The organism is Halostella sp. PRR32, assembly GCF_034808085.1.
Taxonomy (GTDB): Archaea; Halobacteriota; Halobacteria; order Halobacteriales; family Natronoarchaeaceae; genus Halostella; species Halostella pelagica.
The window spans coordinates 120363-132668 of record NZ_JAXHGL010000006.1; the positions used below are offsets into that span (position 1 = coordinate 120363).

Consider the following 12306-nt stretch of genomic DNA (forward strand, 5'->3'; position numbering starts at 1 on the left):
CCCGAATATCATCCACAGTGATACCTGGGGACGGATCCGATGGTTCCATTGGTCTCTCTTTAAACCACGAACTATTAAGCACTTGGTGGAAGTAATGTAATACCAGTTATATTTCCCTGGCTTCCAAACAAGATACACACGGTGAATCCCGGTTGAATATTTTATCATAATAGTATACCAACGTAATTATTGGCTTTCCCTGTCCTGATCAAAGTGGCGGGGATCTACCAGCGCCAACAGGGTTCAAGAGGATTCACTGAAAGCGTCTAAGAATCGACTCGAGAAACGCGACGGTGTTTATAGTCCGGCGGCGCTTCGGGAGGTCGTGTCAGACAGTCTCCTGTTCTGGACCGCTCCGACCCCCATAGGTCGGCCGCGGCGAGGAGTTGAGTGGAGGCGGTCCAACCGGTGAGGGAGAGTCGGGTGTGAATGAAACGGAACTGAGAACGGGACGAGCATGCCAGGATTCAGTGCCCTCGTCTTCGGCACCAATATCGCTGATAGAATTGCCTTATGTGTGTTGCAGGGCGAACGGAAAATGTAATATGAGAAATGTATTTCCTTCCGCTTGCAGTCCAGATCCTTTGTTGGACAGCGAAGGGGGCGTGGCATCACGTTTCCCGTAACGGGTGTCTCAATCAGTTAATGTACAGTTAAAGCAGACAATGGAGGGAGAAACCGAGGAGGAAATCCGCTCTATCTTCTGTTCTAGCGATGGAAGATATACTATTTCCGCCGAAACGGACGATCCATTTTTCTGCGTATCTTTGCAACAAACGCCTGCGGAGGGGGGAATTCAGTATGACCAATGACAATCTGCTTGAGCGGATAGTAGATGACGAAACGCGGCGTTCGTTTATGAAAAAGAGCGCAGTGGCAACGGCCGGCGCAGGTCTGGCCGCGTCCGGCACCGTAAGCGCCCAAGAAGGTAGTGGTGGTCTCGACGATAATTGGAAAGCCCTGATACAGGCAAGTAACTTCCATCCTGAAGCGAAGTTCGCGATAGTGTCCGACGTTGTCAATTGGACGCCAAATTATGGCGACATCCAGGATAGTTTCTTCTCAGAGTATAACACCCGGATGATTCGGTGGCAGAACACGGGTGAAGTAGTGCCGCTTTGGGCCGCCAACGAGGCAAACCTCGGGAGCTTCGATGGTAACCGAGGATTCGTCACCGACGCCGATGACGATCAGAATCAGCCCCAACTCTTCGAGATGAACAAGGAGTGGACGCCGTTCGGCGATAATCCGGAACTGATCACCGTCCAAGTCAGCCCAGTGAACGAGGAGGAGGAAGACGGTATCCTCGACGTCGACGACTGGTGGAATAATGATGATGATATGACGATAGACTAGTCGGTATCCCTGAGGAGACCTATTTTCTCTTCTCTGGGAATTCGCCTCTGCAGTTCTTGTGTGATTTAGAAGGGGAAAGAGTTCCAGTACTCCCGATCGGCTGAGAGATATTTCAGAAGCTTTCCATGCTGCATGTAGCACTATTCCTATTGATTATTCCTAGACCGCGCGTAACTATAATGGAGTTTGTTAACCGGTTAGTATGTCTTCGTAGCTAACGCTCAGCGTGCGTGGTTCGATAATATTATTCCGGCGACTACATACTCAGTTAGCATGGCCTCCGATCGCCTACTAGCTTCTCTCCAAGACAAACGACCGTCTCGACGACGGTTTCTTGCTACTCTTGGGGCCGTGACTTCCGTTTCGACTGCTGGCTGTAGTGACGTTCTCCCGGGGAACGATTCCAATAAGGCCGAGGAATCCAGCGAGGTGATTGTCGAGAATAGGACCTCTTCGACGGCGGTGATCGCGGTCCGTGTGATAGATAGTGAGGACGAGACGCTTTTCAGTCGCGTGTTCACTCTCGGATCCAGAAAGATGATGTCACGCGGTACTATCGAAACGACCCCCTCGAGAGTGCATGCGTTCACCGCAGATGGCGTCTCCCAGACGTGGCAGTACGATCCTGATTTGCCGGCCGATTTCGAATGCGAACTGAAAGATATCGGACTCACGCTGCACCCAGATAACACGATTGAACCGTGGTATGATTGCTAATTCCCCTGTATGAACCGATCCACTCCATTTCTTCAGTCACTGCTGTCTCGAATAAGCCGATAGGTATAGCCGAGCTACACATCGTCACATGAAGACAATGCCATACCCGGCTATTCTAACAGAACAGGTAACCGACCGTCACCCGTTTACGAGTCAACGTCGACACGTACACTATGGACCCTAATCGCTCAGAGTCAGATATTTCTATAGAGGATATTAATCGTCTATTCTCGAACGGAGATACATCGGGTACGCCGTTCACTACGGCTGAGGTTGCCGAGAGGTGGGAGTGTCCAGAACAGATTGCAGAGCAGCAGTTGACAGCATTCGCAGACCGTGGGAAATTACAGACCAAGGAACCTGAGACCGGAACTCGCATTTGGTGGCAGCCATCTGACGGGACTCAGGAAGATGATCAACAGGCCAAATTGCAGGAGTTCGGTGCGTTCGTGAGTGCAGTCAAGGACTACGCGATTTTTATGCTCGATCCCGACGGTACCATCGGCAGTTGGAACCAGGGTGCCAAGCGAATCAAAGGATATTCCGAAGACGAGATCGTCGGCCAGCACTTCTCAACGTTCTACACCGAGGAAGACAGGGCAGAGGGAGTCCCGGAGACGAATCTCGAGAAGGCCACCGAGCGGGGCCGCGTCGAGGACGAGGGGTGGCGGGTCCGCGCGGACGGTTCGCGGTTCTGGGCGAACGTCGTAATCACTGCCATCCGGGACATCGATGGCACACTCCAGGGCTTCACGAAAGTGACCCGCGACATGACCGAACAGCGGGAGTACGAACTCCAACTCCAGCGAGAACGAGACCTCATCGAGCAGATCTTCGAAACGATCCCGGTCGGCATCTGCGTGCTCGACGCGAACGAAGTGTTCACGCGAGCCAACCAAGAGGCACTCGACCTCCTCAAGATCAATGAGACCGACCTTGGCGACCTATCGATAACATCCAGGGAACTGTACGACTCAGAGGACACTCCCATTCCCGGCGACGACAGACCATGGAAAGAGGTCTTCAAGAGCGGACAGTCGGTCTACGACTTCCAGTGTCGTATCGATCAGTCTGGGGTTGATCACGAATGGCTCTCGATAAACGCGGTCCCGCTTGAGGGCGGTCTCTCTGAGACTGACCGAATCGTTATCTCTATCGAGGATATCACCGACCAAAAACAGCGTCAACAACAACTCGAACAACGCAAGACGGAACTGGAGACTGAATTAGGGAATATCCTCGGGCGCATCTCTGATGCGTTCTTTGCGCTCGACGAAGACTGGAAGTTCACGCACTACAACGAGTTCGCAGCGGAACTATTTCAGAAGTCGGAGGACGAATTAGCGGAACGGTCTTTCTGGGAGGTCTTCCCCGATCGAGACGACGGGCAGCTCTCGAACGAGTTCCGTGAGGCGGTGGAGAGACAAGAACCAACCAGCTTCGAGTTGTACGATGAAGAAGTCGATGCGTGGCTCCATTACAACGTGTATCCCTCTGAGTCAGGGCTATCGATCTACGTACACGATATCACCGATCGCAAAGAGTATCAGCAGAAACTCGAGGAATCGAACGAGCGTCTGGAGCAGTTCGCCTATGCTGCGTCCCACGACCTGGAGGAACCCCTGCGGATGGTCACAAGTTACCTGCAACTGATCGAACAACGCTACGCCGATGAACTTGACGAGGACGCGGAGGAGTTCATCGAGTTCGCGGTCGACGGTGCCGATCGGATGCGAAACATGATCGAGGGGCTGCTCGCGTATTCACGGGTAGAGACGCAGGGGAAGCCGTTGGAACCGACCGATCTCGACGAAGTGCTCACCGAGGTCCGTGACAATTTGCAGGTGAAAATCGCGGAGACTGACACCGAGATCACGTCGGAATCTCTCCCCCAGGTTGAGGGAGACATCGCTCAGCTACGGCAAGTGTTTCAGAACCTCTTAGACAACGCTATCGAGTACTCGGGCGACGATCGTCCGCGCATCCGCGTCGAAGCCGAACGTGACGGCGAGGAGTGGATCGTCTCAGTCAGCGACGAGGGCATTGGTATCGACCCGGACGACACCGACCGCGTGTTCGAAGTGTTCCAGCGTCTCCATACCTACGACGAGTATGAGGGAACGGGTATCGGACTCGCACTTAGTCAACGGATCATAGAGCGCCACGGTGGCAAAATCTGGGTCGAGTCTGAGCCCGGCGATGGTTCGACGTTTTACTTCACGCTTCCCGCTGCAACCCAACCAAACACGTGAGGAGAACAACCCAATATTTTACTTATATTTATACAGGACGAAAGAAGCAAAGCTAACATGCTTACCACGTCCTCTATATTCAGCATCACATTCTTAACAGGGTTCAGATAGATCGACACTCCTGCCGATACGCTTATCTCCTGTGTGAACCGAGCTACTCCGCTTCTTCAATCACTGCTATCACAATAAGCCGGTGAGTATGCCTCGCCTCACGGTCGCGTTCTGTTTGCTTCTACTCCATTCGTTTGATGGTTTGGCACCTATGAAGACGCAGGGTTTCGACCGCAGATAACCGCCAGCTCCGATAGCAAGAACACCTCTGATGGCCGCGAGATGCCGAACGAAACCGGGCTCGGTTGTCAGCGTGGGGTATCGGTCAACGTCCGCATCAGGTCATACCATGCGATCTGCTGTCGTCACTCGTCGGTGGACGGTCCACTCTCTGTCTCGCGCTCTTTCTCCAGTTCTTGGACGTACTCGGCCGCCTTGATAGGTTCACTAGCCGGCGGCAGGCTAGTGTTTGCTAGTCGTTCGATACCAACCCCTGTGCGTGTGATCTCTCCTTGACGGTCCGAACTGTAGGGTTCAACTTCCCAGCACGGCTCGGGCAAAGGAAGCCGAATACCTCGCCGGACGTGACCGTGAGATCGAGGTCTTTGACGGCGGCGATGTCGTCGCCGAAGCGTTTGGTCAGGTCGTTCGTCTCAATAGAAAGCGTTGAAATTCAGCAAAGCGGTGAATGGATACTGAGAACCCTTTTCCGGAAACGAAAGTCAGTCAGTGGGGAGAATAGATCGTCCGACACTCCCCAGGAGGTAGAATGCTGCCCCACTGAAAAGGAACAGTGCGATATAGTGAATAGCCGGATTCGTAGGGATCCCCTGGATAGAGAGATAATGTTCAAAGAGGAGAAGAAATAGCGTACTGGAAATCACGAGTACTGCTGAGCACCGGCGTATCGTGCGTCGGAGCAGAGGGCTTGACATCTTCTACTGAGTACCACTCGCCCCAATTATATATGCTTTGCATGGATGTCGCTGCACGGGGACTTTCTCGTAATCCGTGACACCTGTTCGATCCCCGGACGGCAGTCAAATAGTATACACACCCCCAAAGCATATGACATCATAGCTACCTTTCATATATATGGTAACTTGCCAGAGTTGCACGATCAGTTTTCTTCAGTCCGGGTTCTGCTAATCCCACGCCACCTTATTCGCGACTACATGAGATACTATTATCATTGTTCGTGATGTATCTGTAGGTGGATTTCAGTCGTTCTGTGGTGCACACGGGGTATTGCGGACACGTTCAGGAAATCCGGGAGTCGACAATGGTATCAAACAAAACAAAAGGAGAGATAGAAGAGTACCTCGGACAAGTTCCAAACTGGCTCGAGGCGCTCTCGGAGCCCGCCGCTGACCACAGTTGGGGAATCGTACGTGACCTCGAGTTCGGAGAGACAGAACTACCAAACCGGGAGAAAGCGCTTGCTTCGGTTGCAGCCGCAACTGCAATGGGATGTCCCTACTGTATACACTTCCATAAGGAAGAGGCGAGACTAGAAGGGGTGACAGAGGACGGTATTACCGAAGCCATGAACGTCGCTGCTACCGTTCGGTACTTCTCGACGATTCTCCACGGTGCAGAAACCGACCTCGACGAGTTCAGGGAGGAAACGACCGAGATCGTTGACTACATCGAAGAACAGGAGGCGGCAGCAGCTGGCGCTGACTGATCGTACCGCTTCATATTTTTCTTGTATCGATCCCCGTTGAGGTTCTGACGCGGTCTGAATCGTGTAAGTACATCAGTGAATTCGCACTCGTGTTTATCCTCCTTGACCGGCTATCACTTGTGTGAACCCATATCCTTCATCACCAGAAGAGAATCGGCGGTACCAAGAAGTACTCCGACTTCAGGAGATGGCAGACCGTCTCGAGAGAAATGAATTACAGATAGACAGGTTAGAAAACACCGTAAACGCGCTCGCACGAGAGACTGGGATCTCGATTGGAGGCCCCTGTGGTGAATGTAATCTGGGTCACCTCCTGATCAAGCAGGAGATCATGTATTGTCCCAAATGCGGCTATGAGCAGTATTTATAATTACAGTCTATACCAGTCCTTCTACATACCGTCTCATCTATCATGGAGTCGGTTTACACACGCTTCACAGGGTTGCAGTACTCGCTGTTCGGCCTTTTTCCACGTGAATATTTTATTAACTAACAGATGGTAACATCCCGTTCCCCTTCTACGGCTTCCTGCGTAATCACTACATACATCGATCTCGCTGCTGGTCGGGTCAACTGCGACGTACCACTTGGTTACTTAGCAGGGTCCGGGTTTTTGACCTGAAGCCGTTCCTCGTACTCCTCCCACTGTACTCCTTCGTCTGAAAGCGTCACTATATCTGTTTCCTTGTCGTATTGAACGATGTTTGCGTCCCGCAATTTCGGGATGTGCGTGTGGTAGAGAGAAATCGAAATCCGCTTGACTTCCTCAACAGACACTTCCGAGTTGGCTCCGTCAGTTTCTCGGATACCGACTTCTTTAGCGAGATCAGCCAGCGCCAGAGGATTCTCATATTCCTTCAAGCTATGGAGGACGTAGCGACGACGCTGACTCGACAGTAAACGGAAAATGGCATCTAACTCCGGATCAAGACCGTATGCGACAGTATTGGATCGTCCTTTATCCTTACTGGAGAGTACTTTCGACATAATTCTCCAGAAGGGCGTTACGGGGATAACCTCATGGCCAAATTATCTTGAGTCGTTTTGTAAGTCAGCTTCACCGATTACTAGTGCCCATCTCGTTCCCCTAGAATTCGTACTGCACGCTCGAGTCATCGTTCGCAAGTACGCTGGTGCGTCAGGCGGGCACTTCACTGCGTTCGGCGGGTTGGACAGGATTAAACGCTGATCATTACCGGTATCGTGGCCAAACGAGACGGAAGTTCCGACTCAAACGAGATAGGAGTCGTTCGTCCACTCTCGCACTGGTGGAAGTAAGTAGAAAAATATAGAGCCCGACGTTGTTCACTGAGTACCAGTATCATAAGGAAATTTGTCTATTTATATAGCCTATACAGTTTCATATTTTGGTGATTGCCTTGTCCATCTCGCGACACTCACAATAGGAGAGATACCACTTTCTCCTCTGTCCACCGTTATGTGTGATTCTACAAGGGATAGCTACTACTGATCTCAACCCAACCAGTAGATCCGATTGGAGACGCACAAGTGTAGATATACACACCGTTTCGGTGCGTTCGAAGATATATGTCCAGTTCCCGATAATGATCGCAAAGGGAACGAGAAGTAGGCGAGAGCAAGTGGATACCCGGACGTTCCAACCAGATCGCTCGATTGGGAGGCCGGGTTTTACAGTCCGAAGGCCTCGGGGCTTGACCCCCGAGGCAGTTCACGGGAGTCCAATGCCCTCGGCTATCAGTTCGTGCGAACGGAGTGCGTCGTCGTGTTCCGGAACGATATGTTGAATCATCGCCTCGTCGACGCCGACCCGTTCCGTAAGTTGCTCCAGGAGACCGGCGAGCGTCGACGGGCTTCCGGAGATCGTACGCGGCCACTCGTCGGAATCGAGTGTGGCAGGCGTCGGTTCCGGCACTCCACCGAGTTCGTCGACTGCTTCCTCGACAGATGGTCTCGTTCCGACCTCGCCGCGTTGCATCCGCTTGTACGACGCTTCGGCCACTGCGCGAAATCGTGCCGCGTCCTCATCGGTCTCGGCAGAGACCGCATTCACTGCGATCATCCCCTGCGGCTCGTCGATACCGCCAGCCAACCGTGACGGCTGAAAGTGTTCGCGGTACTGCTCGAACGACTGGGTGGCGAACTGGGGCCGGATGAACGCGGCGAAGCAGTACGGGAGCCCGAGTTCGCCAGCGAGAGAGGCGCTCGATGGGCTCGATCCGAGGACCCACGGCGCGGGGGTCCCTTGACCGGAGCGCGGAATCGTCAGATCACTGTAGGAGTGTCCGTCGGGGTAGTCGTCGTAGAGGTGAGTGACGACGGCCTCGATCTTCTCCGCGTGGTCTTCGTCGGGATTCTGAACGCGCCGGTCCGTCCCGAGCGCTCGGTCGGCGGCAGGCGACCCGTTCGCCCGTCCGAGGCCCGCGTCGATACGTCCGGGCGCGAGCGCATCCAGCGCACCGAACTCCTCTGCGACCTTGAACGGACTGTAATGATTGAGCAGTACCGCCCCCGATCCCAGTCGAATCGAGTCAGTCTCCGCGGCGAGGTGGCCGAGCAACACCTCGGGAGTCGTGCCGGCGATGGAGTCCGCCATGCCGTGGTGTTCGGCCACCCAGAAGCGCGAAAAGCCGAGCTGTTCGGCCTGCTGTGCGGCTTCGACGGTGTTCGCATAGGCATCACTGGCGGTGCCGTCGTCGGGGACGGGAGAGAGGTCGACGATAGAGAGATCCATATCTCTCTTCGGGGTCTGAGAGAGATAACCGTTGGGTTACAGCGACGGCCTAACATTCTTGGCACCTGCTGACCTACCGGGGGTAATGAACGATTCAACGTCAGCGGGGTCGCAACCTCGGATCTATACAGCGGCGCGAACGGACGTTTCGCAGAACCAGGGTGGGTTCAGGATCCATCTCGACTTCCCCGGCCGCGCCGTACCAGGTCACGACGACCACGGATACGGCCCGCTGGCGACTGTCGTCGAGTCGTTCATGGATCCGGGGACGCTGATCCGGATGCACCAACACCGCAACGAGGAGATCATCTCGTGGGTGCCGGACGGCGTGATGCGCCACGACGACCGTCAGGGCAACGAACTCGTCACGGACTCGAACCACCTGATGGTGATGAACGCCGGTAGCGGGTTCTGGCATGCAGAGGAAACGTACGAGGACGACCCGCCGCTGCGGATGCTCCAGATCTTCGTCCGGCCGCATAGCCTCGATCTCGAACCGGGCATCCAGCACGAGCCGATACGGGACTCAGTGTCCAACGAGTGGCGGCACCTGTTCGGCCCTGAGGGCGGCGACGCACCGCTTTACGTCCGGAACGACGTCAACTTCTACGACTGTCGGCTCGACGCCGGCGCGACCGTCACGCTGCCGTCCCGCCCGGAGTGGGACACCTACCTCTACGTGTTCGACGGTGCAGTGACAGCCGGTGAGGAGCAAACCAGGATCGGTTACACCGAAAGCGGACTCGTGACCGACGAGGGTGACGTGTCCGTGACGGCCACCGAAGACGCGACCATCGTCGCCTTCTGTATCAACCCTGACGCCCCGATTACTCGACAAGGGACGATCGGGCGCTGAGCGAGACACTGGGAGTTGCATTTCTGTAGCTATTCCTTCGCGTCCGTAGAGAGGTAACAGGATAGGGGGAACCGCTGTGTTCGACGAAGGTTTCGGTGCCTTCGAGGCCGTATTTCGACATTACACAGCGACGGGGCCATCCGATCCGAACTGTCAACTTCTGGATGCGGGGCTCGAAGTCGGACATTATCTTAACCAACAGAACTACGTTTTCAGCGGATGTGTTGGTTAATACGACACACCGAGGACGTTCCCGAGGAAAACGACGAAAACGGGATCGAAAAGCGTTCTGACGGCCTCCCCCATGACGTTACCTCAAAGGCAACTGTCACGATCAAGGAGACCAATGGCAACCACTACGACTACTGGCAGTGGCGGGAGCGATTCAGTTCCTTCTCTGTACAACGGCCGGACAATTCTGACGAATAGAGAGGATGCGGTCGGAGGAGGTCCTATTCTATCGATTCGCACCCCGTGATCGAAGTGTAAATTGGCCTCGCCCACTATTCTTATCGGTGTCAGCCGAAGATTTTCACTTCGATCACGGGGGGTGTGCAGGAGAGCGATTACACTTCGATCACGGGGGCTCGTCTCGTATAGACTTCGTTGTCGGTCGTATCCCGGAGAGTAGGCAACTCGTGAATACGGGGGATAGCCTGGGCGTATTCCCCGGATAAACATCGACGGAGGTGAATCTTTTTAACACTCCAGCGTGCAGAAAGCGTATGACCGGTAGTGAGGAGGACGGGACGGGACAATCTACCTTTGACGAAGGAGTTCGTTCTAGAGTTGACGAAAAACAGAGTGAAGCCGCTCGCAATGCAGCTGCCGGAGAGACTGATACAGATGCGGACGGAGAGACTGCTGAGGGCGGCACTCAACGGTCGATTCGTGATATGCTCGACGACGAAGGGGAGGCGTCGGTGTTCGTCAATCGTGATCTCGTCGAACCCGACACGATCATCGACGAGGAACGAATCGTCGGTCGCGACGACCAACTCGAATCCGTCGTCTCGTTTCTGCGTCCGACGCTCCAAGGAAACCGTCCGCCGAATATGCTGCTGTACGGCCCCGCTGGGACGGGGAAATCCCTCATCATCGGAGCAGTCACGCAACAGATCATCGAACTCTGTCAATCGAAAGGCGAGCGCTTCGGCGTGGTCGACGTTAATTGTCAGCCTATCAATACACTCGACCAGGCGGTGTACGAACTCGTCCAGACCGTCGCGACGGACGTCGATGCGAGGGTCGGAGTCCCCGAGACGGGTGTGTCCACGAAGCGAAAGTACCGACGTCTTTACGAACTCATCAACGAGCACTACGACTCGGTGATTTTCATCCTCGACGAGATCGACCTCCTAGTCGGCCGGCGAGCGAACGACGAACCCGCCTACTCGAAACTGCTGTACCAGCTATCGCGAGCGAGTAACACAAACGATATCGAAGGCCGAGTGTCGGTTGCAGCCCTGACGAACGACCCGAAGTTCATGGAAGACATCGATGGCCGTGCCGAGAGTTCGTTCAACCCGCGGGACGTCTACTTCCCCGACTACGATGCCACGCAACTGCGGGAAATTCTCGAGAACCGCCGAGACGCATTCCGTCGAGATGCGCTCGAAGACGACGTGATCCCGCTCGTGGCGGCGTTTGCGGCACAGAGCCACGGCGACGCCCGGAAGGCGATCGACCTGTTCCGGGGCGCAGGCGATCTCGCCGACGATCGCCGTGATGGGAGAGTTACCGAAGATCACGTTCGGGAATCCCAGGAGGAAATCGACAAAGACCGGTCGCTGAAACTCGTGGAGGGATTGACGACGCAGAAAAAGATCTCGCTGTATGCGACAGCTGTCGTCGCCTGTCACTCGAACCGCTCGCGGAGTTCAGTTCCCAGTCCTGTCGGCTTCAAAGTCTATCAATGGGTGACCGATCAACTCGATGCTGACCAGATGACTCGCGAAACCTACGTCAAGTACGTCAAAGAGCTCTCCACGTACGGTCTCATCTCGACCTCCCGGAAGAGCCGAGGACGTGGCGGCGGGATGTACATGGAGTTTACGTTCACGGGCGATCCCGAAGCGATGATGGACCGGATAGTCGACGACACCAGGTTAGAAGCGATAGCCAGTCAAGATGAACTCCTTCGGACCGTCGTTAACTCCCAACTGAAGGAGTTCCACGACCAGTAAGGAAACGGTCGGGTTCGTGGACCGACGGTTTCGGAGTGAACATCTGGGGACCCCCCGTAGTCGATGTGCAAACTCAGTCTCTAATCAGGTGTAGTCCAAACTCTACCCGATACGAGCGTCTCTCGAAACCTGCGAAGCGCGACTAACACAAGAAAAAACCGAGAAGCGGGACGTATTTGGTCGGACTGCCTAGAAACGTGAGCGAAGACTGGGTCCTGACGTTTGTGGGACACCCTCCCCCCGTGATCGAAGTGTAAACCCATGAGGAGGGAGTGGGGGGGGTCAGAGTGCAAAGACAGTATACACACCCCAGAAGCCCGGTATACGCGGCGGACAAGCTATTAAACCATAGAATAGCGTCCATAACTTTACTTGCTTCTAACATGGCCTAGCTTTATGTAGCAGGCGTAATAATTCAATCCGTAGTAGACCTAGTTGCGAGGGTTGAAGGAGGGTAACTCCATCTACCCGAGTACTTGTCTACCCTT

Annotated in this window: 8 protein-coding genes and 1 pseudogene; 6 read left to right on the forward strand and 3 right to left on the reverse strand. The window is 54.5% G+C overall.

Annotation, left to right across the window (positions count from 1 at the left end):
* Positions 1-801: 801 nt before the first annotated feature.
* Positions 802-1356, forward strand: a complete 555-nt coding sequence (locus SM753_RS17460) for a twin-arginine translocation signal domain-containing protein (protein ID WP_323192608.1) — start codon at positions 802-804, stop codon at positions 1354-1356.
* Positions 1357-2522: 1166 nt separating this feature from the next.
* Positions 2523-4325: a PAS domain S-box protein gene (locus tag SM753_RS17465; RefSeq protein ID WP_323192609.1), complete on the forward strand. Its 1803-nt coding sequence runs from the start codon at positions 2523-2525 to the stop codon at positions 4323-4325.
* A 589-nt stretch (positions 4326-4914) separates the two neighbouring features.
* Here SM753_RS17465 and SM753_RS21450 read toward each other — a convergent pair.
* A pseudogene (locus SM753_RS21450) lies at positions 4915-5049 on the reverse strand (ABC transporter ATP-binding protein); the annotation flags it as partial.
* 609 nt (positions 5050-5658) lie between these two features.
* Between SM753_RS21450 and SM753_RS17470 the strand changes: the two are divergent.
* On the forward strand, positions 5659-6063 hold the full coding sequence (locus tag SM753_RS17470) for a carboxymuconolactone decarboxylase family protein (RefSeq protein WP_323192610.1): 405 nt from the start codon (positions 5659-5661) through the stop codon (positions 6061-6063).
* A 591-nt stretch (positions 6064-6654) separates the two neighbouring features.
* Here the strand turns inward: SM753_RS17470 and SM753_RS17475 are convergent.
* Positions 6655-7050: a hypothetical protein gene (locus SM753_RS17475; RefSeq protein WP_323192611.1), complete on the reverse strand. Its 396-nt coding sequence runs from the start codon at positions 7048-7050 to the stop codon at positions 6655-6657.
* A gap of 703 nt (positions 7051-7753) precedes the next feature.
* Positions 7754-8776 (reverse strand): LLM class flavin-dependent oxidoreductase, encoded by a 1023-nt coding sequence (locus SM753_RS17480; RefSeq protein WP_323192612.1) that lies wholly within the window; start codon positions 8774-8776, stop codon positions 7754-7756.
* A gap of 85 nt (positions 8777-8861) precedes the next feature.
* On the opposite strand from SM753_RS17480, the gene SM753_RS17485 reads away from it, so the two are divergent.
* The 3 genes from SM753_RS17485 (at position 8862) to SM753_RS17495 (ending at position 11818) form a co-directional block, all read left to right on the forward strand.
* Positions 8862-9632: a pirin family protein gene (locus SM753_RS17485; protein WP_323192613.1), complete on the forward strand. Its 771-nt coding sequence runs from the start codon at positions 8862-8864 to the stop codon at positions 9630-9632.
* A 219-nt stretch (positions 9633-9851) separates the two neighbouring features.
* Positions 9852-10061 (forward strand): hypothetical protein, encoded by a 210-nt coding sequence (locus tag SM753_RS17490; protein WP_323192614.1) that lies wholly within the window; start codon positions 9852-9854, stop codon positions 10059-10061.
* A gap of 467 nt (positions 10062-10528) precedes the next feature.
* Positions 10529-11818 carry an orc1/cdc6 family replication initiation protein gene (locus SM753_RS17495; protein ID WP_323192649.1) on the forward strand — a complete coding sequence of 430 codons (1290 nt, stop codon included), beginning with the start codon at positions 10529-10531 and terminating at the stop codon, positions 11816-11818.
* The last annotated feature ends 488 nt before the right edge of the window (positions 11819-12306 follow it).

Coding starts and splice junctions, on each gene's coding strand:
- SM753_RS17490 (WP_323192614.1), top strand. CDS start 9,852: ATGTGTTGGTTAATACGACACACCGAGGACGTTCCCGAGGAAAACGAC.
- SM753_RS17470 (WP_323192610.1), top strand. CDS start 5,659: ATGGTATCAAACAAAACAAAAGGAGAGATAGAAGAGTACCTCGGACAA.
- SM753_RS17485 (WP_323192613.1), top strand. CDS start 8,862: ATGAACGATTCAACGTCAGCGGGGTCGCAACCTCGGATCTATACAGCG.
- SM753_RS17495 (WP_323192649.1), top strand. CDS start 10,529: ATGCTCGACGACGAAGGGGAGGCGTCGGTGTTCGTCAATCGTGATCTC.
- SM753_RS17460 (WP_323192608.1), top strand. CDS start 802: ATGACCAATGACAATCTGCTTGAGCGGATAGTAGATGACGAAACGCGG.
- SM753_RS17480 (WP_323192612.1), bottom strand. CDS start 8,776: ATGGATCTCTCTATCGTCGACCTCTCTCCCGTCCCCGACGACGGCACC.
- SM753_RS17475 (WP_323192611.1), bottom strand. CDS start 7,050: ATGTCGAAAGTACTCTCCAGTAAGGATAAAGGACGATCCAATACTGTC.